At 56.8% G+C, this 22,723-nt stretch carries 23 protein-coding genes and 1 other RNA gene; 10 read left to right on the top strand and 14 right to left on the bottom strand.

Annotation, left to right across the window (positions count from 1 at the left end):
• Positions 1-42: 42 nt before the first annotated feature.
• The 5 genes from IB273_RS25945 (at position 43) to IB273_RS25925 (ending at position 4,419) form a co-directional block, all read left to right on the top strand.
• On the top strand, positions 43-1,056 hold the full coding sequence (locus IB273_RS25945) for a sodium:calcium antiporter (protein WP_192225363.1): 1,014 nt from the start codon (positions 43-45) through the stop codon (positions 1,054-1,056).
• An 86-nt stretch (positions 1,057-1,142) separates the two neighbouring features.
• Complete coding sequence (locus tag IB273_RS25940) at positions 1,143-1,820, top strand: type 1 glutamine amidotransferase domain-containing protein (RefSeq protein WP_081520675.1); 678 nt, start codon at positions 1,143-1,145, stop codon at positions 1,818-1,820.
• A 74-nt stretch (positions 1,821-1,894) separates the two neighbouring features.
• Positions 1,895-2,252, top strand: a transfer-messenger RNA (tmRNA) gene (gene ssrA, locus IB273_RS25935).
• A 170-nt stretch (positions 2,253-2,422) separates the two neighbouring features.
• On the top strand, positions 2,423-3,298 hold the full coding sequence (locus IB273_RS25930; RefSeq protein ID WP_192225362.1) for a toll/interleukin-1 receptor domain-containing protein: 876 nt from the start codon (positions 2,423-2,425) through the stop codon (positions 3,296-3,298).
• 89 nt (positions 3,299-3,387) lie between these two features.
• Positions 3,388-4,419, top strand: coding sequence for a hypothetical protein (locus IB273_RS25925; RefSeq protein WP_192225361.1), 1,032 nt, complete (start codon positions 3,388-3,390; stop codon positions 4,417-4,419).
• Here IB273_RS25925 and IB273_RS25920 read toward each other — a convergent pair.
• The 11 genes from IB273_RS25920 to IB273_RS25870 form a co-directional block, all read right to left on the bottom strand.
• Positions 4,400-5,401: a tyrosine-type recombinase/integrase gene (locus IB273_RS25920; protein ID WP_192225360.1), complete on the bottom strand. Its 1,002-nt coding sequence runs from the start codon at positions 5,399-5,401 to the stop codon at positions 4,400-4,402. The genes IB273_RS25925 and IB273_RS25920 overlap by 20 nt on opposite strands.
• Positions 5,401-6,696 (bottom strand): hypothetical protein, encoded by a 1,296-nt coding sequence (locus IB273_RS25915; RefSeq protein ID WP_192225359.1) that lies wholly within the window; start codon positions 6,694-6,696, stop codon positions 5,401-5,403. The genes IB273_RS25920 and IB273_RS25915 overlap by 1 nt, the downstream gene beginning before the upstream one ends.
• A gap of 238 nt (positions 6,697-6,934) precedes the next feature.
• Entirely contained in the window at positions 6,935-8,218 is a 1,284-nt protein-coding gene (locus tag IB273_RS25910; RefSeq protein ID WP_192225358.1) for a zonular occludens toxin domain-containing protein, read from the bottom strand.
• Between the two features lie 3 nt (positions 8,219-8,221).
• On the bottom strand, positions 8,222-8,578 hold the full coding sequence (locus IB273_RS25905) for a DUF2523 family protein (protein ID WP_081520099.1): 357 nt from the start codon (positions 8,576-8,578) through the stop codon (positions 8,222-8,224).
• Between the two features lie 4 nt (positions 8,579-8,582).
• Positions 8,583-9,770, bottom strand: coding sequence for a hypothetical protein (locus IB273_RS25900; RefSeq protein ID WP_192225357.1), 1,188 nt, complete (start codon positions 9,768-9,770; stop codon positions 8,583-8,585).
• 145 nt (positions 9,771-9,915) lie between these two features.
• Positions 9,916-10,167, bottom strand: coding sequence for a major capsid protein (locus tag IB273_RS25895; protein ID WP_192224048.1), 252 nt, complete (start codon positions 10,165-10,167; stop codon positions 9,916-9,918).
• A gap of 12 nt (positions 10,168-10,179) precedes the next feature.
• Positions 10,180-10,431 carry a hypothetical protein gene (locus tag IB273_RS25890; protein WP_081515803.1) on the bottom strand — a complete coding sequence of 84 codons (252 nt, stop codon included), beginning with the start codon at positions 10,429-10,431 and terminating at the stop codon, positions 10,180-10,182.
• Between the two features lies 1 nt (position 10,432).
• The gene (locus tag IB273_RS25885; protein WP_192225356.1) at positions 10,433-10,654 is read right to left on the bottom strand and encodes a hypothetical protein; all 222 of its coding nucleotides are present in this window, start codon (positions 10,652-10,654) and stop codon (positions 10,433-10,435) included.
• A 15-nt stretch (positions 10,655-10,669) separates the two neighbouring features.
• A complete protein-coding gene (locus IB273_RS25880; RefSeq protein WP_192225355.1) occupies positions 10,670-11,080 on the bottom strand; it encodes a DNA-binding protein in 411 nt (136 codons plus the stop codon).
• A 455-nt stretch (positions 11,081-11,535) separates the two neighbouring features.
• Positions 11,536-11,877, bottom strand: coding sequence for a lysogeny maintenance protein PflM (gene pflM, locus IB273_RS25875; protein WP_192225354.1), 342 nt, complete (start codon positions 11,875-11,877; stop codon positions 11,536-11,538).
• A 27-nt stretch (positions 11,878-11,904) separates the two neighbouring features.
• Complete coding sequence (locus IB273_RS25870) at positions 11,905-12,120, bottom strand: hypothetical protein (RefSeq protein ID WP_081520090.1); 216 nt, start codon at positions 12,118-12,120, stop codon at positions 11,905-11,907.
• A 170-nt stretch (positions 12,121-12,290) separates the two neighbouring features.
• On the opposite strand from IB273_RS25870, the gene IB273_RS25865 reads away from it, so the two are divergent.
• The 5 genes from IB273_RS25865 to IB273_RS25845 all read left to right on the top strand — a co-directional run bounded on the left by IB273_RS25865 (position 12,291) and on the right by IB273_RS25845 (position 19,641).
• Positions 12,291-12,530, top strand: a complete 240-nt coding sequence (locus tag IB273_RS25865; protein WP_192225353.1) for a DNA-binding protein — start codon at positions 12,291-12,293, stop codon at positions 12,528-12,530.
• Between the two features lie 703 nt (positions 12,531-13,233).
• Positions 13,234-14,787: a DUF6531 domain-containing protein gene (locus IB273_RS25860; protein WP_192225352.1), complete on the top strand. Its 1,554-nt coding sequence runs from the start codon at positions 13,234-13,236 to the stop codon at positions 14,785-14,787.
• 200 nt (positions 14,788-14,987) lie between these two features.
• Positions 14,988-16,571 carry an RHS repeat protein gene (locus IB273_RS25855; RefSeq protein WP_192225351.1) on the top strand — a complete coding sequence of 528 codons (1,584 nt, stop codon included), beginning with the start codon at positions 14,988-14,990 and terminating at the stop codon, positions 16,569-16,571.
• Positions 16,572-16,588: 17 nt separating this feature from the next.
• Positions 16,589-19,282, top strand: coding sequence for an RHS repeat protein (locus tag IB273_RS25850; RefSeq protein ID WP_192225350.1), 2,694 nt, complete (start codon positions 16,589-16,591; stop codon positions 19,280-19,282).
• The gene (locus IB273_RS25845) at positions 19,282-19,641 is read left to right on the top strand and encodes a DUF4288 domain-containing protein (RefSeq protein ID WP_192225349.1); all 360 of its coding nucleotides are present in this window, start codon (positions 19,282-19,284) and stop codon (positions 19,639-19,641) included. The genes IB273_RS25850 and IB273_RS25845 overlap by 1 nt, the downstream gene beginning before the upstream one ends.
• A 1,146-nt stretch (positions 19,642-20,787) precedes the next feature.
• Here the strand turns inward: IB273_RS25845 and IB273_RS25840 are convergent.
• The 3 genes from IB273_RS25840 to IB273_RS25830 form a co-directional block, all read right to left on the bottom strand.
• Complete coding sequence (locus IB273_RS25840) at positions 20,788-21,090, bottom strand: hypothetical protein (RefSeq protein WP_151188378.1); 303 nt, start codon at positions 21,088-21,090, stop codon at positions 20,788-20,790.
• A 113-nt stretch (positions 21,091-21,203) separates the two neighbouring features.
• The gene (locus IB273_RS25835) at positions 21,204-21,875 is read right to left on the bottom strand and encodes a YceH family protein (protein ID WP_151188379.1); all 672 of its coding nucleotides are present in this window, start codon (positions 21,873-21,875) and stop codon (positions 21,204-21,206) included.
• A gap of 61 nt (positions 21,876-21,936) precedes the next feature.
• Positions 21,937-22,692 (bottom strand): cache domain-containing protein, encoded by a 756-nt coding sequence (locus tag IB273_RS25830; RefSeq protein ID WP_151188380.1) that lies wholly within the window; start codon positions 22,690-22,692, stop codon positions 21,937-21,939.
• Between the last annotated feature and the right edge of the window lie 31 nt (positions 22,693-22,723).

Raw genomic sequence — 22,723 nt, 5'->3', positions numbered from 1 at the left:
GCACCACCCCACCCTTCGCTCCATCCCTCTGGAGCTGCGCGCATGCTGACCTTCATCCTCGAACTGCTCGGCATGCTGCTGGTGATCCTGATCGCCGCCGAACTCTTCACCAACGCGCTGGAACATTTCGGCGAGCGCCTGGGCATCTCCGAAGGTGTCACCGGTTCGCTCTTCGCCGCCATCGGCACCGCCCTGCCGGAAACCCTGATCCCGCTACTGGCGCTGTTTGCCGGTACCAGCAACGTCAACCTCAACGAGGAAGTCGGCGTCGGCGCGATCCTCGGCGCACCGCTGATGCTCTCCACCTTGTCCACCTGCCTGATGGCGCTCGCCGCCTGGCGCGCTCGTGGACTGTTCGGACGCATCCGCCCCGAGCGCACGGGCATGCAGCGCGACCTGAACTTCTTCCTGGCCGCCTTCAGCTTCGCCACCATCGCCATGTTCGTCCCGGCTGAACTGCACTCCGTGCGCGTCGCCCTCAGCGTACTGCTGGTGCTCACCTACATCGGCTACATCACGCTGACCATCCGCGCCTCGCAAAGCCTGGTGGAAGACGGCCACGGCACCGAGGCCGACCACCGCATGTACCTGTCGCGCATCGGCCTGCCGACCAACCTCGCCACCATCCTGCTGCAACTGCTGCTGGGCCTGGCGCTGCTGGTGCTGGGCGCCAAGGGCTTCATCCATGGTGTGGAAGGCCTGTCGCACATCCTGGGTATTTCCGCGCTGCTGCTGTCGCTGCTGATCATCCCCATCGCCACCGAACTGCCGGAGAAGATCAACAGCATCCTCTGGGTACGCCGCGGCAAGGATACCCTGGCCTTCGGCAACATCAGCGGCGCCATGGTCTTCCAGGGCACCCTGCTGCCCGCGATCGGCATCCTGCTCACGCCCTGGCAGCCGCGTATCGAAGTGCTCACCGGCGTGCTGGTGACCCTCGGCGCAGCGCTCTGGCTACGAATCAACGCCCAGCGCGGCGGCGGCCTGCCGATCTGGGTACTGATGCTCAACGGCGTGCTGTACGCCGCCTATCTGGCTATCACCCTGTCGCGCTGACGCAGACGGCTCATTGCCTACACTGACAGTCCGGGCTGCCGTTTCGGCGGCAGCCGCACGACTAGCGATACGCCGAAGGAGTGAGCATGAAAATCCTGGTAGTCCTGACCTCCCACGACCAGCTCGGCAGCACCGGCAAGAAAACCGGCTTCTGGCTCGAGGAGTTCGCCGCGCCCTACTACGTGTTCAAGGATGCCGGCGCCAGCCTGACCCTGGCCTCGCCCAAGGGCGGCCAGCCGCCGCTCGACCCCAAGAGCGACGAGGAAGGCGCCCAGACCCCGGCCACCCTGCGCTTCCGCCAGGACAGCGACGCCCAGGCCGCGCTGGCCAGCACCGTGAAGCTCAGCGAAGTGAAGGCCGACGACTACGACGCCGTGTTCTACCCTGGCGGCCACGGCCCGCTCTGGGACCTGGCCGAGGACCGCACCTCCGTGGCGCTGATCGAAGCCTTCCACTCCAGCGGCAAGACCGTCTCCGCGGTCTGCCACGCCCCGGCCGTGTTCCGTCACCCGCGCGGACTCGACGGCCGGCCGCTGGTACAGGGTCGGCACGTCACCGGCTTCTCCAACAGCGAAGAGGACGCTGTCGGCCTCACCGACGTGGTGCCCTTCCTCGTCCAGGACATGCTCAAGGCCAACGGCGCCCGCTACAGCAAGGGCCCGGACTGGCAGAGCCACGTCGAGGTGGACCGCGGCCTGATCACCGGGCAGAACCCCGCGTCCTCCGAGGCCGTGGCCGAAGCCGTGCTGAAATTCCTGAGCTGACAACACCTTGCGCCGCCCCGGGTGGCTATCGGGGCGGCTTTCCCGTACAATCGCCAACGACCTTTCAAGGTTTTGGGGCCGATTAGGATTCGACGCCGGTAACAAAACTCGAGGGGCATGCCGAGTAGGTGACAGTTCTCGTAAATCAGCTGCCACAACTTTATAGTTGCCAACGACGACAACTACGCCCTAGCAGCCTAAGTGCCGCTAGCAGACCCTAGGGGATGCCTGTAAACCCGAAGATTAGGTCTGTCATATAGAACAGGATCGCCGCCAAGTTCGCTGTAGACGTAACGGCTAAAACTCATACAGCTCGCTCCAAGCGCCCTGCCACTCGGGCCGCAAGGAGTTAACCTAATAGAGATGGCTAAGCATGTAGAACCGACAGCGGAGAACTGGCGGACGGGGGTTCAAATCCCCCCGGCTCCACCAAACACAAACGATAAGCCCCTGATTTTCCTAGCGAATTTCAGGGGCTTTTTCGTTTCTGCTGCAAACTGTCGAAGAAGTGTCGAAAATGCCTCAATTGCACCTCTAAGCAGCCACAAACCCTGCTCGGCGGACGATGAATGACTGAACGCAGCCTAAAGGATTAGCCATCTATGAGCGTCAGAGTTTTCTTGAGCCACAATCACCATGACAAACCTTTTGTCCGGAAGCTCGCGGCAGATCTAGAAGCGCACAATGTTACATGCTGGCTGGACGAGGCAGAGATGAAGATCGGAGACTCCCTGATCCAAAAAATTAGAGAGGGGATCGATAACTCTGATTACTTTGCAGTTGTCGTTTCGCCACACTCAGTCATCGCTCCTTGGGTTCAAAATGAGCTTGACGTAGCAATGAGCTTCCAGATAGGCGGAAAGAAAATTAAGGTTCTTCCACTAGTGGTCGCAGAATGCGAATTACCTGGATTACTCCCAGGAAAACTCTATGGCGATTTTAAGGACGAGAACCAATACGAAGCGTCTTTCAAAAAGCTTTTAGCTTCAATGGAAATCGTATACAACGCGAACATCTTAAATCCGAAGAAAACCAAAGATAGCTTGGCCACAGCTACCGATAAGGCTAGTGCTTATAGCCTACGCGTAATGAGTCGACCGTTCCATCGCCCCTTTCAATACATGGGACTAACTATTGAGCGTGCGGAGATAGCCACCGGCGCATCAGTCAACGAATTCGGCAACATTGTAGTTGAAAATGAAGACTGCAAAATGACTCTTCAGACAGAGGGAAATTTTGTTAGCTTCATCGAGGTAGACTTTGTAAGAACAGCACCTCATTCCGAAAATCAGGAATTTGACTCAGAAGCCCTGCTTGGAGCGCTGAGCATCAGCTTATCCGAGCTGGAGTTAATCAGAAAGAAAATTAACTTTCACACGTATTACGACCACAAGAGAAAAATCAAACTAACCGCGAGCTGTCTTTATGATGGAGCGCCACTTTCCATAGCTTTCAGTTCAAAATACTACAACATGTAAGACTCACAGAATTTCGAGCCATACTATCTCTTGAAGATGATCTAGCGAGCGGTGCGGCACATGATTATTATCAGACCAGGAGCTGATTAATGGAACGTCCAAATTACACCGGAAAGCCGACTGTTTATCTAGATCATAACATTCTTGATTTTTTTATAAAATTCCCAAATAACGCACTTGAAAATGAAATTCTAGACAAATACCAAGTCGTTTACTCAGATGAAACCTTGCGAGAAGTAAAGCGAACAGGAGAGCGCGGGCAGCAATTCCTTGATCTTTTGAGAAAACTTTCTGCGATGCACATAAGCATCGAAATCAGCCCATCCTTCGACTCGACAGGCAAAGCGATTGTAAAAGAAATAGATCCAAATACAGCATATCAATCTTACATAGAAAACTTAGAAAGTGTTTATGAGTCTATAATCCACAGCACATCGCAATCACTTCTCAAGTTCTATGGAGGCCGAAAAGAATCAACCTTGGAGCAGATAAGTAATGAGCAATTAGACTCATTCTTTTCACTAATGGATCACATACTGGAACAGGCGACTGAAATACAGGACAGCCACCCATCAATTCACCAAGCAATAATCTCTCAGGTCGAAAACTTCAAGCGCCAATACACAGGAGCACAACGTGAATCACTCAGAGTAATGCAAGAGCACGAAACTGAAGACGGAGCGCCAACTATCCAGACGCTAAGAGACTGCACCGGCTTAGGACCAAAGCAGCTAAACAACATCACCGCACCAAACGTAATTGAGAAAATTTGGAGCCTGCACCAAGTTGCCCCAGGCTACCGAGAATACAACTTTAGCATTGAGCAATTCCTAGGAATATCAAGGACAGACTTTCAGCATCGCGACATGCATTTACACGAAAAAATCACAGCATGCTACAACGTGTTAAATGTCGTCGGCTTTCATCAAGACAGCAACCTTAAAAGTGAGAAGCGATTTACTGCGGCAACGAGTGATGCCGGACATGCAGCGATAGCATCTTTTGCAAACCATGTATTTTCTAACGACAGTGCTTTCATAAAAAAAACGCAAGCAGTGTACGACTATCTAGGCGTAACTACCAAAGTAACAGAAGTCATTATCAACCGAGCACCCAGCTAGAGTTAGCCATTGGACCAAACCTAATTGCGTCCTGAAGATGATCAGGTGATAGATGCGCATATCGCATTGTCATGGTCAGAGTAGAGTGACCAAGGATTTTCTGTAGGGTGAGGATATTGCCGCCATTCATCATGAAGTGACTGGCAAAAGTATGCCGGAGCGCGTGGCTAGCCTGCCCTTGCGGTAGTTGAATCGTGGTGCGCTCCAAAGCACGGCGAAAAGATGTGATGCAGGACGTGAAGGGCCCATGCATGCGCCAATGCACCCTTACCCGGTCAGCCAGCGCTGTTGGAATTGGCACGTGGCGTACTCTGCCGGACTTAGTTTCTGCATAGGTCACGACGTTGCCCTGTAGTCGCTGCGCGGGGAGCTTTTCAGCCTCTGACCATCGAGCACCGGTAGTCAGGCAGAGCAATGTCACCAACTCGGTGTGTGGGTTGTCGCAACGGTTGCGGATGGAGTCGAGAAGCTCGCCGATCTGCTCAGTCGTCAGCCAAGACAATTCCCGTTCTTGTAGCCTCAGCAACTTCACTCCAGCCAGTGGATTGGCGTAATCAATCTCCCCCAAGGCTTTCAACTCGTTGAACACCGCCCTCACGTATCCCAACTCATTGTTGAGCGTCTTCCCCGAGATACCACCCTCCAAGCGTTTCCTACGAAGCTGCGCGTATGACGTCGCATCAAAGGTGGTCGCAATTGGATCGCCCAGCCGAACGGCCATTTGCTGGAGCTTCGAATAACGCCGCTCACCATCTCGCAGAGCGTGCCCGTGAAGGTCGTACCAAAGAGTCACCAGCTCCAGGAGACGACGACGGTCCTTTGGCTTAGCGCTCCATGTTGGGTTATCAATGCACTTCTGCCGCACCGTGGCTTCGAATCGCTGGGCCTCACCCTTGGTGTTGAACCGCTTTCGAAAACGCTTTCCCTTGATCGGTTCGACATCGACTAGCCAACGCCCGTCTTCCAGCTTGGTAATGGACATTAGATCGCGTACCCCCGCCTGATGTACCTATCGGCGATGAGCTTCGAAACGTGCCGCTCGAACTCATGCAAGGTCCAGCCCTTGGCGATGTAGTGGTCTTCCACGACGTGCCAGAATTCGAGCTTACGGGCGGACTGGAGGGCCTTTTTTGGGGGGATTCGCTCACGTGCAATCAGACTCACGAACTGCCCGAGAAACATCTCGCAGTTGCGCCCGGAGAAGCCTTTCGCAGTCTTGTAGTAACGGCGGTATTCGGTGCGTTCAATGAGTGGGTCTGCCTCTACTTGCACCCGCGCGTCCTGAGAAATCAGCGTCCAGAAGGGATCGAATACACCCTCTCGGGACATCACCCGGAAACTCTCACAAGCGTACTGCCAGAGCCCTTGCAGGTGAGGACAAAGACCTTCATAGGTACGGCAGCCGATCACCTCGCCAGAGGACATCTTGGAGCCTTCGGAGAACTGCTGGATAACCGAGTGATGGAAGCGGAATTCGATGCGCCACACCGTTTCCAACGGGTTGTAGGCGGGGTCGCCATCGCCGAAGGGATCGCCGTTGAGCGAGGCCCACACGTTTTCCCAATAGTCGAGCTTGTCCACGCTCCGAGCCTGGAGCGTCTTGTTATAGATCGCCATCTGTAGGCCAGAGGCAGAGCCGAAAAGGTACGACTGCCCCCGCCCGTACACGGTCGCTTCACCATCAAACTCTATACGATCAATGCCACTGATCTGGCGGACACGCCGGGACCGGCAATGCATGCGATCCATCAGGTCAGCAGGAGGCGTCCAGCCCTGCACATCGAGCGCGATATGTACCGCACATTGGTTTACCTCGCAGAGCGATAGCACGCCCGCCGCAAGGTCATCGAGAACGCCCTGAAGCACACTCGGATCGGCTCCATCCAGCGCATGCGGAGATACCTCAATCTTGAGGTGCGGCCCGATGCTTTCGAGCTTCACGTTGTGATTCTTGATCAGCAGGATCAGCCCCATATCGGCGTTCTGTAGGCGGTACTGATAGCCAGAGTCACGGCCGATGCGCCCCTTGACCCACTGGTAGCCGGCGAACTCAACGTGGTCATCCTTTTCCGAGAAAAGCGCCATGACTTCAGGACGGATCATGCCGCTGTAAAGCTGACGGACCGTATCCACGCCGCAACGCAGCAGGCGGACGCCGGAGAGGTCAGTGAACTCGACCGTCTTAGGATCAACAAACAAACGCCCTTCGGGCGACTCGAAAAACTGACCGTCCGGCTGGAGTACTGCGCGGAGCTGGTGGATTGCTTTGCTCTTCATCTGGTCTTCCTAATCTATCCAACGCTAACCAATTGGAAGGGGTGTTATCCGACGTGCTACAGGGTCGTCGGCCGCGCCTTCGGCCTACCGCTCGTGCCTGGCGCTCCCGGCCGGCGGCGCGGCTCGCCGACTCAAAACGGAAACGCCGACACCGGCTGCATCACCTGCAATGCCGTGAGAAAGCCGAGCGCATACGCGAGCGCGAGCAGCCCAAGGGCGTTGATGAGGCCGTGCAAGGTCATTGGGTCCTCCAGGGGCGTGCGGGGTATTCGGAATCGGGGACGATGGTCAGCGTTGGCCCTGGGGGCACTGCTGGGGCGGCTACGAGTTCTACGGGCGTTGCTGCGGGTGGTTGTGCTTGTCTGGGGAAGGCTCCGGCGCACACGATGGTTTCGTGGTACTCGCCGTAGGACAGCTCGGCCACGCATTCCGAGCGGGCCTTCACGCCGTAGCCGGATTCGCCCATCTGCCAGGAATTGAGCATCAGCCGGCGTCCTTCGGAGTCGGTGATGACGAACATGTACATCTCGCGCTGCATGCCCTTCACCAGCCCTTTCACGCGGGCCGCCACGGCGATCTGCCGGCCCGCGAAGGGATGCTCAGCTAGTGGAAGAGTCGGAACACCTGATTGGCCAAAAACAGCACCAGCAGGAAGAGTGCTACGCGCAGCAGCAGGCGCTTGAGCAGGTAGAGCAGCCCCTTGAGGATGAGGCTCGCTAGCTGGCTGAGAATGGGCAGGATTAGGGTTTTGCTGAGCGCCACCGCCGACGACCTTGAGAGGTCCCATATAGCTGACAAAGCCAATAGTGCCGGCCAGCAGTGCCAGTAGAAGAACCAACTTAGGCGACCGGAGCAGGCTTTTCCCTGCCTTGGTGTCCTGGGTTTTGCCGGTGGCGGTGGACTGGTAGAGGCGGAAGGTCTGCTTTTTGATTCGCTTGTATTCGACGATGGTGCCGTCAGCGGGTGGTCGATTGAGCTGGGCGTCATGCTGGGCCTCCTTGTACCGGCCGGGGATGCCGATCACTGCGAGGTTGGAATGCTTGTAGGCCATCTCGCAGGTCATGCGGATGTCGTCGCGGATGTAGCTGATGTTGGGCGTGGTCAGGACGATGTCCCAGTTGAAGTGCCGGTGCCGGGTCCAGGCATCGAGCCAGCCCATGGGCCGGTCAGCTTCATGCGCCGCCTCAGGACCGCCGGGGAAGTCAAACTTCTCCAGATCGCGTTCGCGCCAGGACTTGGGGAACAGCAGCTGGGTTTCGTCGAAGATCAGGAACGCGCCCCGCGGTGCCCACTGAAACCACGTGCGCATCTTTTCGAGGTCGGCCAGCGATTCGAGATCGAGGTTGATGATCTGCGCCGTGTTGGGCAGATCGGGGAAGACGGTGTAGGCCCGCTCGAGGGTGAAGCCCCGGACGTTGGTGATGATGACGCGGCCTTCCTTCAGCGCGGGTACGGCATCGTCTTGAATCGCGCCGGAGGTTTTGTAGGAGCCGTTGGGGCCGTGGTGAATCTTGATCGACACGACTCACCTCCCTATGAACGGCACGAAGCGCATGCAGAAGCGCGTGGCCAGGGCGGAGAACATGATGTTGAGGGCCTGCGGTACGCCGAGAAATTGCAGCGCCGCAGCCAGCGGGCCGGGCAGCGTGGCGTACATGGAGCGGACCATATTGGACACGCCGAGGCTGTCGATCAGCTCGCGTGCCACGGTGTAGCTGACGTCGAGCAGGAACAGGAACGACTGGAGCGCGCTGTACATGGCCCACTGGGTGGCGACCACAAAGCCGTCCTTGATGAAGTCGTAGATACCCTGGGTGAGGAAGTCCCAGATCCACTGAAGGAACAGGACGATCTGGTCAAAGAAGCTGGATAGCCATTCCATGTGATCACTCCTTCAGGATGACGAACGCCGCCAGCACCGATGCCATGAACATCAGCGCGTAGCGCAGGTAGGAGAGTTTTTCTTCGTAGGGGGTGAAGCAGAGGCTGACGGTCTTTTTCCACACCACGAAGGTGTCGCAGGGAAGCTTCCCGCCGCCCTCGCCCAGGTTCAGATCGAACACCCCTTTCAGCTGGTCGGCGTTCTCTTTGATCTTCTCGGAGAACTCTTTCTTGGCTTCTGCGACCTTGGCTTCCCAGGTACTGAGCGCGTCATCCCAGTTACCTTGCTTGGGCTGCGCCAGGGACTCTTTGGGGCCGTCGCCGCCATTGGTGCCGCCATCCCCACCGCCCGTGCCACCACCCGTGGAGCCGCTGCCGTCACCGTTACCCGTGCCGGGGTTACTGCCGCCGTCGCCATTGTTTCCGCCATCGCCGCCACCGGTATTGCCGCCAGGGTTGTCCGGGTTTTCGTTGCCACCACCCGTGGTGGGGAAACAGGCGCTGCCCGACCACGAATAGCCATCGGGGCATTTGTCGTCGGGGTCGATATCAGGAGGGGTGGTTTGCGCCCCGGTGCAGCCGACCGTGCCATTGGCGGTTTTGGTGCACTCGAACTTCTTCGCCAGTTCGTCGAGGTAGTCCTGCAACTGCTGATCCGGGTTTTCGGGGTTATCCGACATGTCGTTGTTACCGACCGGGGTCATATCGACGGTGCAGACGTTGTCGTTGCAGTTCTCCGGCGAGCCCGGCTCGTACACGCAGCCGTCTTTGATTTCTGGATCGAGGTCGAGCACCGCGCCGCCATCGGTGAAGACGAACTGCACGGCCTTGGTGTATTTGTCGCGGGTCTTGCACTCGGCGTCAGAAGGGGGCGTGCAGATACCGGTGTTGGTGTCGTAGCTGCCGGAGCAGGTATCACCACCCCGAGATAGCGGCAGGCGACCATAGTTTTCGCCAAGCTGGTTGTAGAAGTGGCAGCGGAAGGAAATCTTGGTATCCATCGGCAGCACGTAGGCTTCGGCCACCGCGTTACGAAGTCCGGCAGTGGGATAGCCCTTGGCGACATACCCATCGCACGCCGCCTGCGGAGAGGGATATCGATCCCCGTTCACCATGTACCAGTAGTACTCTTCGGCGAAGGCGGACGACGAGAAGCCGGCCAGCAGCGCGAGCAGTAGAAGTGCCTGCCTCATGTGAACTCCAAGCAACAAAAAAGCCCCTGCGGACGAACCGGAGGGGCTTCCGCTTTGGATCAGCGCGTTAGAAGAATTCGCCGCAGCGGTACCCGGTGATGAAGGCGCCGGCGAAGAACGCCCCCAACCACACCGACCAGAGCACTTACGCCTTGCGCAACATGCTGTAGATCAGGCCGGCGACCGCGAGGATGACCAGGGCACCGACGATGTAGCCGCCGATGTTGGACATGTCGGACTTACCGTCGGTGATGGCCTGTTCCACCGCGCTGGTGTCGATGACGCTGGCGGCCCACACCGGCATCGAGGACGCGGCGGTGACGGTGCCAGCGATGCACAGATTGCGGAACGAGCGGACCGGGTTGAACTTGGCGATCTGTTGTTTCATGGCGTTCATGGTGTTTCCTCTCTACTTGGCTTTACGAAGAAGTGACGCGACCCAGCCAGTTAAAAGCCCCGTCACGAATGCCCCGAGAACGCCCGCAGCACCGATGCTGAAGGCCTCCAGGGAGAACCCGCCGTTGACCAGAATTTCAATTGCTCCAGCGGCCTCGGGCGGAATCAGATAGGCCTGTTGCCATTCGATGCGCTGGCACTGCATGAGGCCGTCCGCTGTGGACGCCCAGCTGGTGCAGACCTGAATGGCAACAACGCCTGACATGTCAGCGAGCCTCCTTGCGGGGGCGGTCGCACCAGCTCCAGAAGGAGCGCAGGACGAACCACCACAGGGCGAAGAAGGCGAGCGCAGCCGCGACAACAGCGATCACGGAATCCAGCGGGTAGGGTTCGAGGAATTCGCGCACCGCGCGCACGGCAGGCGATACGGCGCAGAGAATGGCCACGTACAGAACCCAGCCGAAGGCGAAACGGAGCGGCGCTTTCATCTACCTACCCTCCCGTCAGGACTTGCTGCTGTCGGAGGGTTTCTCAGCGGCGGGCTGAGTCGGGCGCTGAGCCTGCGGAGCAGCCGGGCGGGCAGGAACCGGCGCGGCGGCGTCTTTGCCAGTGGCGAGCAGTTCGGTCAGCACCTGGGTGTTCTTGGTGTTGCCGAAGCGGTCTTTGGTCGGGCGCACCACGGTGGCGAACTTGCAGAGCACTGGAGAGCCTTCGAAGACGACGCCATCGAGCAGAGTTGGCTCAATGTCGTACTGGGTGATTTCGAAGCCACGAGCATTGCCGCGAGCGCCGTCCGGGATCGGCGAAATGGCCTGGACGCTGGCGTAGATTTCGCCGGAGGTTTTCGAGGTGAAGGTGTCGGTCTGGATGACCCACAGCTCAACGACTCCGCCAGTGGTTGCAAACATGTTCATCTGAAGCTCCTTTGCCTTTTTCGGGCATGAGTTGGCCCGCTGCTGCAAATTGGGCGCGTTGGTGGCCGTCTTTCAGCGGGTGTGGTGGTGCCTGGGTTTTGCGGTGGTGCATGCGGTGGGAGGTAAGAACACCAAGGGCTCTGCCCTTGTCATCCCGCTCTCGCCGCCGAGGGCTCAGGAGCGCGGGGCGGTGGTGCTGCCCCTCACTCCCGAGCGGAGGCTATTCAGGGAGGGGGACGGTCAAGGGTGCGCTTCGCCCGGCGCTCCGTTTGTCCGAACGGGAAAGCGGGTTCGGACAAGCCGGTGCGGCGGCCCTGGACCGACTTGACCTGGGTGCGGCTGTTGCGGTTAGCCCACTTCGAAATTTCGTGGGCCACGCACATCAGGGGAAAGCCAACACAGGTGAGAAGAGCGAACAGCAAACTTACGCAGAAGGTGGCGTCAGTGGGCATGGCTCAGCCCTCCAGCTCGAAGGGCTCGCGTACGGGGACGAAGGGTGTCGGCCTGCCGCTGTCGTAGATAACGTGCCAGTACTGCGGGGGGCGGCGTCCGGGCTGGTGCTTCTCGCAAGTAAATCCCCGCTCCACACGATAGGTACTGGAGACCTGCCTCCAGGCACCGGATACCAGATTCATGGTCCCAACGACCGTGAACACTCGTGTAGGGCGGCACTCGGTGCAATGTGTGTACCGGCTGGAGACGACCGGAGGTTCCACCGGTAGAGCGTGGGCCACGCATACAGAGCAGGTACACGACTCGGGGTGGAGTTGATGCAGGTACTTCGACAGAACCGACATGGGCTACCCCCAGCTTGCGAGCGGACATCAGATGCTCTCCGACTCAAGCAGGCGCTTATTCAGGAGCGCCACATTGACCATGACGCGGGTGCCAATCTTGATGCGGGGGATATAGCCCTGGCGTATCCAGTTTTGAACGATCCACTCTTTCGTGCCGATCCAAGACGCGAAATCCTTCCACGGCATCAGTATCGGAGCACCTTTGACTGCCTCAATAGAAAGCTTGCTTCCTTCAAGTTCCATGACCCTACCTGCGGTATGATTCAGAGTTAATTGGATAGCGCTGCTAGCAATACAAGGAAGTTATTTCCCTAAGGAAATTATTTCCCCATCGCAGACTGAAAGCAATAGTTTCCTTTTGGCTGGGCAGAATTTTTATCTATATGGAACGGTCGGCAGATAGAACGAGACTATTGATCAAGAAGATCGGGCCCAAGAAATTGAGCACGATGAGCGAGATCGACCACGCAAGATGGCTAAGCGTCAGCAAAGGTGCAGTGCGCGTCAGTAGCGAAGAGATTGACGTAGTGGTGAATATCTTTCCCCAATACGCCCTCTGGATCGCGAGCGGAAAAATCGCACCAGAATCAGGACAGACAAGCCCTGACTACGACGAGGCGGAAGCTCACTTAAGAGACACCCACGCGGGATAGAGCTGACAAGGAAAGCAGCCCTGCGATGGTTCAGAAAAAAGGGATAACGCCTACCTGGCGTGTTGCTGCGTGCACATCATCAAACTCGTATGGGTCAGTAGTGACCTCTCGCCAGAGGCAGCAATCGGCCCCCAGGCTGTGTGAAAACTCTCGCTCAACTTTGAGGTTCGCGTTGCTACGTGAAATCTGCGGAAATTTTCTCTGTTTGTTCGGCAGGATTTCGCGAGAAACCGCTAAATTTGTTCATTTCCTGAGCAGAGCTCATTCTCGAAAACGTTTTCACACAGCCTCGGCCAGAAACGGACATCGATTTGGTTTGGTTCCACTCTCTGGTCTTGGTCCAGCTACCAGCAAGTCGAGCTCATTTAGAGCAAGACACGTAAGAAGCCGCTCTAACGCCGAATAACGCCGATCAGAATCAGCCCTCCCCCTGAGCCCCTTCCCATCCCTCTGCATGCGATCAATCGCAACCTCCCCGATAACGCATCCTCTTCTTCCGTTTGTTGCTCCCATGTTGACCGTACATTACCTACATATTGCAGCGTGTTTACGCACTTAGGTTGTTCAGTTGGGAATCAAGGGATATAAATTACTCAAACTGAACAAAGAAGCATCCAGATACTGAACTTCTAAGAATCCGGCCATGTGCCGGATTTTTTACGCGCAAAAAAATGCCAATCAACTTATTACACATGAGAAAACCATGAACGCCAATTCTCAAAATAAACACACTTATCAATTAAAACTCGGACACACTTATAAAAAACCAATCAAAAGAATCATCCCCTATGCGGTATTAGCGCTATTTTCAGGGAACTCACTCGCAGAAGATTATGCTTGGTTCTATCCCTTTGACCCAAATGCACGAATTCCAGATATGGAATCCGCTTGCATTGCCGCCACTCAGAAATTCTCTACCTTGAATGGTTATACATGGGTTAGCGGTGCGGTCTATGGATACTATCAGTCATATTACCCAACTCCAGTACAGTGCATTTCAACCTGGGTTAACAAGTCCGGGCAAATTGTTACCAGCCATGGATATAACGCATTTATAATCTATCGCACCGGAACAGGATGCTCAGAAGGAAAAACATTCAATCCCTCAACTGGCGCTTGCGGATTCGACGAGCAAAAAGGGGCTCCCTCGCCTATGTCATGCGCAGGAAATCCAGTTAATTTGACAATTGGAAATAAGTACGAGAGGGTCCAAGATTATTCCTCGACCGGTCAGGATCTTGGATTTTCGCGCGTATATAATAGCCTAGATGGATACTGGCGGCACAATTTCTCTACACACTTGAGAATTGTTGGCGAAAAATCCATATCGCTAATTCACGCCGACGGCAAAGAAGAGCACTTCACTTTTATCAACAACATCATCACCCCTGGATTGAACTCTCTCGGCAGCCTCATTAAAACCACATCGGGCTGGGAGTATACTTCCATTGATAATGAGCGACTTAAATTCGACCAATCAGGCAAGCTTTCGGAGCAAACCAGCACAAAGGGATATACATCCCACATCATCTATACCGCTGAAAAAATTACTGTCACTGACAATATTGGCAACTCCCTCAACTTTACGGAGGATTCCCGGAACCAGCCGTTAACAATGAGCTCTCAGGGCTTTTCGATTACCTATGGGTATGACTCAGAAAACCGGCTTCTTACCGTTAGCAGAATTTCGGGTACCACCATCGAACATACCACCATGGTCTATGAAGATTCTCGTGATAGTAAATTATTGACCGGAATAACGGACACGAACGGGGTTCGCATTGCCACTTGGGAATATGACGCTCAGGGTAGAGCTACATCGAGCGCTCACGTCAACGGCACGGACAAGGTCAGCTTGGTATACAACACGGATGGGTCTACTGCTGTAACCAACGAATATGGCAAGAAAACTATTTATAAATTCCAAATCATCCAAGGGATCAAGCGAATTACGGCCATCGAAGGGGAACCCACCCCTAACTGCCCTAGCAGCAACTCGAAGTTCACCTATGACACTCGGGGCCTGCTGAAAACCAAGGCCGACGCCAAGGGCAATCTAACCACCTACGAGTACAACGACCGCGCCTTGGAAACCAGCCGCACCGAAGCATCCGGCAGCGCGCAGGCACGCACCATTACCACCGAATGGCACCCAACACTGTTCCTAAAAACCAAGGTCACCGAACCTAACCGCATCATCACCTATCAGTACGACACCCAGGGCCGCCAGACTGGCCAAACTATCACCCCCCGCTAATACCAAGGAGTCATCAGTAGGTACATCCCATGACAGGCTGGGTGCACTAGTCTCGCCAGCGCCCTCGCTTTCCTCGTGACAACGGTTGCGCGCAGCTCAACCTATAGCCATCAAGACTTTTTGGCGAAACGATGATGTTGAAGTGCATTGCGATCAATTTTCTATTAAATCTTGGGGCCTTCAGCCCAGGAATTGAATAAATGGAATTAAAACTTGCTAATTACACGGGAAACGACATGACTAGAACCAGAAAAACCAATCACAACCACGCAGCCCGCGCGAGTTCAAGTAAAAAAACAACGCTCAAAGAAATTATGCTCTACGTATCCTTATCTATAATTTCCGCGCCTGCCGTTGCTGATGATTATTACTGGCAATACCCATTTGATCAAAGCACTAAATTTCCCGACATGGAATCTGCCTGTTTGGCAGCCACCAAATACTACTCCAGCGCAAACGGCTACACGTGGCTAAGCGGAGGCGTCTACGGATACGTCTATTACCCAGTACAAGCTCAATGTACTTCCACCGTTGTTAATCAGTCGGGCCAGGTGGTTATCAAATATCTACTTAACGCTCTTAAGATCAACCGCTATGGTAACGAATGTGCAACGGGGAAAACTTACGACCCTACAACAGGCACTTGTAGCTTTGGCGAACAAAAAGGCAAGCCTGTACTAAAAACCTGCTCCAGCAGTCAAGTTACGCCATCAATTGGCAATAGATTTTATGAGGTTGCGGAGTATGCTCAAAAAAACTCCAGCATTGACTTCACACATAGCTACAATAGCGTGGACGGCTACTGGCGGCACACTTACTCGTCGCATCTACGCATTCTTAATGGGCAATTAATTACTGTCATTCTCGCAGATGGAAGTGAAGCGTACTTCACTCTTTTCAACAACGTTATAACTCCTATTTCTAGCTCGCGAGGGAGTCTAATAAAAACTTCCGTCGGATGGGAATTCTCAACCCCCAATAACGAATATTTTACATTTAATGAAAATGGAAACCTCCTAGAGCAAAAGAACAGTCTAGGCAAGGTAGTTCATATCACCTACAGCAATGGCCAATTCACAGCAACAGACGAATCTGGCAATAGTCTAATTTTCACTGAGGACAGCAAGCATCAACCATTGACACTGAGAGCACCGGGCCTTTCTGTAACTTACAATTACGACAGCATCAACCGCCTATTGGCGATTAAAAGCACCTCTGGCGAAATTTCTCAGCAGCAACAGATGCTTTATGAGAACTCTAATAACGAGAGACTATTGACGGGCGTTCTGGATCAGAGTGGTAATCGAATAGATAGCTGGACCTATGATGACCAAGGCCGCGCGACTTCAAGCGAAGGAGCCAGTGGATCGAAAAAAATTAGCTATACCTACAACGCTGACGGCTCCACTACTGTCATCAACGAATATGGCAAAGGTAGCACTTACCGATTCCAATTGATCAAGGGAATTCAAAAGGTATCTTCAATTGAAGGCGAGCCGACGCCCAATTGTCCATACAGCAAAACCAGCTTTACATACAATTCCAGTGGCCTACTCCAAACTGATAAGGATGCCAAAGGCAACCTCACCACCTACGACTACAACGACCGCGGCCTCGAAACCAGCCGCACCGAAGCCTCCGGCACCCCGCAGGCACGCACCATCACCACCGAGTGGCACCCAACGCTGTTCCTGAAAACCAAAGTCACCGAACCGGACCGCATCACCACCTACCAGTACGACGCCCAAGGCCGCCAGACCGGTCAGATCGTCACCCCCCGCTAAATATCAAGGAAGTCATCATGCAGGTACATCCCATGTACAGGCTGGGCGCGCTCGCCCTTGCCTGCGGCCTCGCTATGTCCGCGACAGCGGCAGAGCGTAGCTGGAACTACACCTACACCGCCCAAGGACTGATCGAAACAGCCGACGGCCCACGCACCGACGTGCAGGACGTCACCCATTACACCTACGACGCCAAGGGCAACCTCACCAAGGTCACCAATGCTCTGGGTCAGGAAACCCTGCTGGGCAATTACGATGATCGTGGCAACCCCGGCACCATCACCGATGCCAACGGTGTGGTCAGCACCCTGACCTACAACGGCGTCGATCCCAAACTTGCGAGTATCACCACCGCCGGCAGCACCACCAGCTTCGAGCACGATGCCGTCGGGCAACTGACCAAGATCACCCGTGCTGACGGTAGTTGGCTGCAGTACACCTACGACCCGGCGCGTCGACTGACCGCGATCACCAACAACCTTGGCGAGCGAGTGGAATACGACGTCGACGTGGCCGGCAAGCGCACTGCGCAGCGCCTGAAAGACGCCACCGGCACACTGAAGCAGCAACAGAGCTGGGTCTACGACGAACTGGGCCGCCTGCTGCGTTCGGTCGGCGCCGGCGCGCAAACCGATCGCTACCAGTACGACCTGAACGACAACCCCACTGGCCATACCAACCCACGCCAGTTCAGCAACTCCAGCAGCTTCGACGCCCTGGATCGACTGGTTAGCCAGACCGATGCCCTGAATGGCGTCACCCAACTGGGCTATGACGCTCAGGACAACCTGACCAAGGTGCAGGATCCGCGCGGCGTCACCACGCGCTACGAATATGACGGCCTGGGTAACCTGACCAAGCTGATCAGCCCGGACAGCGGTACCAGCACCTTCGAGTACGATGCCGCCGGCAACATCACCAAACAGACAGATGCTCGTGGTGTAGTCGTGACCTTCAGCTACGACGCGCTGAACCGACTGACAGCCCGTCACTATCCGGCCACACCGGCACTGGATGCCACCTACAGCTACGACGCCACAGCGGGTGGCAACGTTGGTATCGGCCGCTTGACCGCGATCCAGGACGGTAGCGGCACCCTCGCCTACCGCTATGACGCTCGCGGCAACCTGATTGAGCAGGCACGTAGCCTGAGCATCAACGGTCAGACGCTGGCAGACACCGTGACCTTCCAGTACGACGCCGCTGACCAACTGGTGGGCATCGGGTATCCAGGCGCTGTGCAAGTGGGTTATCCACGCAACGCGGGCGGACAGGTCGCCAGCGTGACCCTTACCCTCGATGGCGGCAGCACCACCAATGTGGCCAGCGGCATCAGCTACCTGCCCTTCGGCCCGCTACAGCAACTGACCTGGGCCAATGGCATCCAGCTCAACCGCCAGTACGACCAGGACTACCAACTCGCCCGCCAGGACGTCGGCATTTGGCGTAACGACTACCAGCGTGATGCCAACGGCAACATCACTGAAATGGCCACCAACATCTGGGGCACGCTGAGCTACGGCTACGACGCGCTAGATCGCCTGACCAGTGAGAACGCTGCCAGCAAGCAAGGCAGCTACAGCTACGATGGCGTAGGGAACCGCACACAGCGCCAAGTCACCGAGAACGGCGCAACAGCGACCACGGCCTATCAGTACGCCAGCGACAGCAACCGCTTGACCGCCATCGATGGTCAGCCCATCAGCACCGATGCCGCCGGCAACCTGACCCAGGACCGCTCTAGCCGGCTACTGGGTTACGACGCACAGAACCGTCTGGCTACCGTGAAGATCAACGGACAGCAGGTGGCGGAGTATCGTTACAACAGCCTCGGCCAGCGTGTGGCCAAGCTCACCGGGCAGGGCTTCACCACCTACCTGTACGGACCGGACGGTCAACTACTAGCTGAAAACGACCACAGCAGCACCGGAGCCCAACAGCGTAGCCAGGGCTATCTATGGCTGGACACTATGCCGCTGGCCAAGGTTGAAAAACAGGGTAGCGCCGCAGCACGCGTGATTTATCTGCACAGCGACCATCTAGATACCCCGCGACTGGCAACCTCAGAGACTCGGGATCTCGTTTGGCAGTGGCAGTCGGATGTCTTCGGCAACGGCGCACCGAATCAGGATCCGCTGGGGAGTGGGCAGCAAACGGTGTTAAATCTCCGCTTTGCCGGTCAGTACTACGACACCGAGAGCGGACTGCACTACAACTACTTCCGAGACTACGATCCGGAAACCGGCCGGTATGTGCAGAGCGATCCCATTGGCCTTGATGGCGGCCCAAATACCTACGGGTATGTGGAAGGAAATCCAATCAACCGTTTTGACCTACGAGGCCTCAGCTCTCTTATCGCCTGTGCAAACCCCGCGAACGCTGCGGCGTGTGCGACAGCTGGAATCATTCCAGAAGGCTCGGTGGGTGCTTCCGGCCCGGTGAACGCGGTGGGAGTCGCCATTGGAGCGAGTGTTAACCCTCCGGCTGAGATGGCGAAAGGCGGTAAGGAGTCAGGGATAAATTGGGCTACGGAGAACGCCAAGATTGAAGCTCAAGCCCGAAAGGTTGATCCTTGCGATGTGCTGAAGGAGTGGTTAGAGGAAGCGAGGGCGAATCGAGATCGGAAGCAGATCAGAGACATTGAGAAGGCAGAAAAGTACCTCGACTGCCGCAACAAGGCCAAACGTAAAGAAAAATATAGGTGCAAATGATGACCTGGTATGCCGCACATATCGTTATGCAGATAGCCGTGAATGGACGCAAAGACGTCGTTGCTTGGGAGAACATTGTCCTTGTTCAAGCTTCGACAGTTGAGGAGGCCTATGACAAAGCAGACGAAATCGGCCGCGAGGGAGAAGGCGACTCCAATGGGACTCTAGAGCTGGAAGGCGACCCAGCTCGAATGATTTATCGCGGAACTCGACGCCTGGTAACTCTTTCAAGCCCAACAGATAACGAAAACAATCCAACCGACGGGTGCGAAATCACGTACCTTCAAATTAAGCTCGACAGCCAGGATGCGCTTCGGGACTACCTTGAAGGTGACGGGGACGCCAGATTGGTCGAATAGCCCATCTGCTCCCGTCCCTCAAAACGCAAATTTGTGCCAGCACTATTTCCTAGGTTTACCTAGGTCAACTAGGGCTCAATGCACGCGAGGGAGCCACTGATCAGGGGCACAGCTCCCGTGATGGGCGGAGCGAGAACGGACGCCGTAGGCGGACATCCTTTAATCTACTCGTTTTATTTGAACGTGCTGGTGTCCGCTATAGGTCGGCAGCTGCCTCTCACCTGGGGCAGCAATCGGCCAGAAGCGGACGTTCCATTGTGATCGAGTGAGTGAGCTATCGAAACTGCCGACGAGAAGCCCAAATCAACTTCCGCGACAGATGAGTGAAAGCCAGCGCCAAGAGCAGCAAATTCTGCGTCGCCAAAGCCATCTGCGCCCCATAGGCAGTGTCGAAAAAGTGTCGAAATCTCTCACAGACACTCACTAGCGCTAACCACTCCCACACCGCCGGAAGGCCCGAAATCACTGGGGCTCACAAACGCTCACAAGCCGTGACCAATACTTTTAATGGGTTCAAATCCCCCCGGCTCCACCAAACGCAGAAGATAAGCCCCTGATTTTCTCAAAGAATTTCAGGGGCTTTTTCGTTATGGCGCGAAAGATGTCGAGCAGCGAGGACTTCGCGATCGCTGTCGCTCCTGTATTTGCCACATTGACCGGGGCGCGAAGAAAAAACTGCCGGGCCGCGCATGCCCGAGCCAACGCCTAGGCTGGACTACCGCCAACAACCCTACTTGCTCGTCGTCGACCCCACCCGCTTGCGCTCACACGTCGGCCGATGAGCGAGGGATGCGGTTCAAGCCGACGATCATCAAGCTGCTGAGCAAAACCCCCGCCACTTGCAAGCTTTCAGTGAGCGCCCCAATCATCAAGGGGACAGTGCAGAGTGTCAGCGCGAATACCTTCGCTGCGGCGTTCATAGCGATACCTGGCGGCTAATTAATAGCCAAATGATATCAGCCCTACATTTTGGTTCCCTTAAGGCGCCTCTAATCCTGCCCAAGGTGCCGCCTCCATTTACGCTTCGCAGCCGGAGTATCTTGAGTCAGAAGCTTGGGCATGACAGGTTGCCGCGCCCCCGCTGTATCCTCAAAGAAAAAGGCGCGGAGCCTCAAGCCCAGCGCCTTTTTCTTGCCCGCGATTTGCCTAGAGCGTCAGGAATCCCAGCCGCGGCATTAGAGGTTCGGCCTGCTCATTCACCACCCTTTCCACACAAGGTTTGCGCAGGCGCAGGCGTTCGGCGTTGCACAGCAGCGGGCCGTCCTCGTCTGCAACGCCAAAGGGATCGTCGATCAGTACGCCCTTGATCAGCCCTTGGCGGAACAGTTCGCGGATGGCGAAGAGATTGGCTTCGCGGGGGCCGGCAAGATCGCCGATGGATTTGAAGTCGGTTTCCGTGAGCTGGCTGAGCACGGCGCTCAACTGGGCCTGGGAGGGTTTGCGACTCATGGGGTACTCCGGGGTAGAGCGGGGGCAAGCATGACTATCGGGGACAAATGTTAACGCTGTATTAGCAAGCGAGCAGGCCGACCTTGGTCGGCCTGTCGTAGGAATCTTCCGCCTCAGTCTCGGGAGATGCCCATTTCCAGTAGCGCGAGGCGCTCTTCGAGGGCCGCAATACGGCCTTCCAGTTCGACCAGACGGCCCTCGTCATGACCACCGCCGTCGCTGCGCTCGCTGGAGGTGCGGCTGCCGCTGGCGGCGATGGCGGCCTCGCGGTCTTCCTCGGTGCCCAGCAGGTGCATGTAGCGGTCTTCACGCTGGCCGCTCAGGCGCTCCAGCTGAAGGGCCATGCCACGGCCAGCGAGGCGCTCGAGCTGATGGCGGACTTCCTCGGTATCGTCGAAGTCGTGCATCCGCTGGCTGCGGGTGAGCAGTTCGTTGAGCGTCTGCGGGCCGCGCAGGAACAGCAGGCCGAGCAGGATGACCTGCGGCTTGACCAGTTCCAGCGCCTTGTCCAGCCGCTGCTCCCAGCGGTCGGCACGGCTGCCCATGACCAGGCGGGTCATTTCGCGCCCTTCCAGGTGCCGCAGGGACTGGCCGACCTGGCCAGGAGTGAGGTTCATCACCGGGTCGCGGCTGGTCTTCTGGTTGCACGCAGTGACCAGCGCATTGAGGGTCAGCGGGTAGGCTTCGGGGGTGGTGAGCTGCTTTTCGATCAGGCACCCGAGAACGCGGGCATCCGTTGCACTCAGGGGTTCGAAGTCGGAGAGGGTGTCGAGCGACTGGCTCATGGCGGTATCCGTCGATGAGGGAACCGCCCTAGCCTAGCCGTTTACGCAGCGTTTGGCAGCCTCAGGCGGCGCCGGCGAGACGGCGGTTCAGCGGTCGCTCGATGACCGCCCAGTGCGAGAAGGACGCCGCCAGCTCCTGCTCGCGCCCCTGCGCATCACGTCCCAGCGTACGCCGGGCGAGGTCGCCGGTGAACCAGTTGGCGGTATTGGCTGCGACAACTCGCCCCTCGCCATTCACCACCAGGGCTTCGTGGCCCATCTGCATCAGGCTGCCCAGCAGCACGCCCTCGAACTCGTGCAGGGCGATGTCGGCGGCGGCGACGCCGATGAAGCGCCCGTCCACCTGGATCGGCACGGAGAAGGCAAGGATGTACAGGTCGGTGCCGTAAAGGTCGACGAAGGGCCCGACCACCGAGGGCTGGCCGCTGGCGCGCGGGCGGGAGAACCACGGCATGTTGAGGTAGTTGTAGAAGCTCTCGCTGCGCCGGTTGAAGTTCAGGCTCATGGGCACGACCTTGTCGCCGCGGCCGTGATACCACCACTCCAGGTACATCTCCTGGTCGGCCAGCTCGCCCGGCTCGATCACCACGCCGGTGCCGTGCAGGCGCGTGCCGTCATCGGTGAGGTCATGCTGGATGCGCGGGCGCAGCGCACCGAGGTCCTTCGAGGACGGGCGCTTGCCCTCCTCCGCCAGCGTGCGCCAGATTGCCACGACCTCGCCGGCCAGCTCGTCGAGACGCTGGAAAACGTTACGGATGGAAGCGTCGATGCGCTGGGCGCAGCGCTGGAGTTCATCCGAGGGTTGTTCGCTGGACATGACCGGGGCCTCGCTGTTCTTGTTATCGCGC

The organism is Pseudomonas sp. PDM19 (assembly GCF_014852215.1).
Classification (GTDB): domain Bacteria; phylum Pseudomonadota; class Gammaproteobacteria; order Pseudomonadales; family Pseudomonadaceae; genus Pseudomonas.
The sequence above is the reverse complement of the archived record's forward strand: the minus strand, read 5'-3'. Positions and strand labels throughout refer to the sequence as shown.

Excerpts from the sequence above, each read along its gene's own strand:
- IB273_RS25930 (WP_192225362.1), top strand. The coding sequence starts at position 2,423 with ATGAGCGTCAGAGTTTTCTTGAGCCACAATCACCATGACAAACCTTTT.
- IB273_RS25895 (WP_192224048.1), bottom strand. The coding sequence starts at position 10,167 with ATGAACGCCATGAAACAACAGATCGCCAAGTTCAACCCGGTCCGCTCG.
- IB273_RS25845 (WP_192225349.1), top strand. The coding sequence starts at position 19,282 with ATGACCTGGTATGCCGCACATATCGTTATGCAGATAGCCGTGAATGGA.
- IB273_RS25855 (WP_192225351.1), top strand. The coding sequence starts at position 14,988 with ATGGAATTAAAACTTGCTAATTACACGGGAAACGACATGACTAGAACC.
- pflM (WP_192225354.1), bottom strand. The coding sequence starts at position 11,877 with ATGTCGGTTCTGTCGAAGTACCTGCATCAACTCCACCCCGAGTCGTGT.
- IB273_RS25890 (WP_081515803.1), bottom strand. The coding sequence starts at position 10,431 with ATGTCAGGCGTTGTTGCCATTCAGGTCTGCACCAGCTGGGCGTCCACA.
- IB273_RS25860 (WP_192225352.1), top strand. The coding sequence starts at position 13,234 with ATGAACGCCAATTCTCAAAATAAACACACTTATCAATTAAAACTCGGA.
- IB273_RS25945 (WP_192225363.1), top strand. The coding sequence starts at position 43 with ATGCTGACCTTCATCCTCGAACTGCTCGGCATGCTGCTGGTGATCCTG.
- IB273_RS25880 (WP_192225355.1), bottom strand. The coding sequence starts at position 11,080 with ATGAACATGTTTGCAACCACTGGCGGAGTCGTTGAGCTGTGGGTCATC.
- IB273_RS25900 (WP_192225357.1), bottom strand. The coding sequence starts at position 9,770 with ATGAGGCAGGCACTTCTACTGCTCGCGCTGCTGGCCGGCTTCTCGTCG.
- IB273_RS25925 (WP_192225361.1), top strand. The coding sequence starts at position 3,388 with ATGGAACGTCCAAATTACACCGGAAAGCCGACTGTTTATCTAGATCAT.
- IB273_RS25835 (WP_151188379.1), bottom strand. The coding sequence starts at position 21,875 with ATGAGCCAGTCGCTCGACACCCTCTCCGACTTCGAACCCCTGAGTGCA.
- IB273_RS25830 (WP_151188380.1), bottom strand. The coding sequence starts at position 22,692 with ATGTCCAGCGAACAACCCTCGGATGAACTCCAGCGCTGCGCCCAGCGC.
- IB273_RS25885 (WP_192225356.1), bottom strand. The coding sequence starts at position 10,654 with ATGAAAGCGCCGCTCCGTTTCGCCTTCGGCTGGGTTCTGTACGTGGCC.
- IB273_RS25920 (WP_192225360.1), bottom strand. The coding sequence starts at position 5,401 with ATGTCCATTACCAAGCTGGAAGACGGGCGTTGGCTAGTCGATGTCGAA.
- IB273_RS25940 (WP_081520675.1), top strand. The coding sequence starts at position 1,143 with ATGAAAATCCTGGTAGTCCTGACCTCCCACGACCAGCTCGGCAGCACC.
- IB273_RS25840 (WP_151188378.1), bottom strand. The coding sequence starts at position 21,090 with ATGAGTCGCAAACCCTCCCAGGCCCAGTTGAGCGCCGTGCTCAGCCAG.
- IB273_RS25850 (WP_192225350.1), top strand. The coding sequence starts at position 16,589 with ATGCAGGTACATCCCATGTACAGGCTGGGCGCGCTCGCCCTTGCCTGC.
- IB273_RS25905 (WP_081520099.1), bottom strand. The coding sequence starts at position 8,578 with ATGGAATGGCTATCCAGCTTCTTTGACCAGATCGTCCTGTTCCTTCAG.
- IB273_RS25870 (WP_081520090.1), bottom strand. The coding sequence starts at position 12,120 with ATGGAACTTGAAGGAAGCAAGCTTTCTATTGAGGCAGTCAAAGGTGCT.
- IB273_RS25915 (WP_192225359.1), bottom strand. The coding sequence starts at position 6,696 with ATGAAGAGCAAAGCAATCCACCAGCTCCGCGCAGTACTCCAGCCGGAC.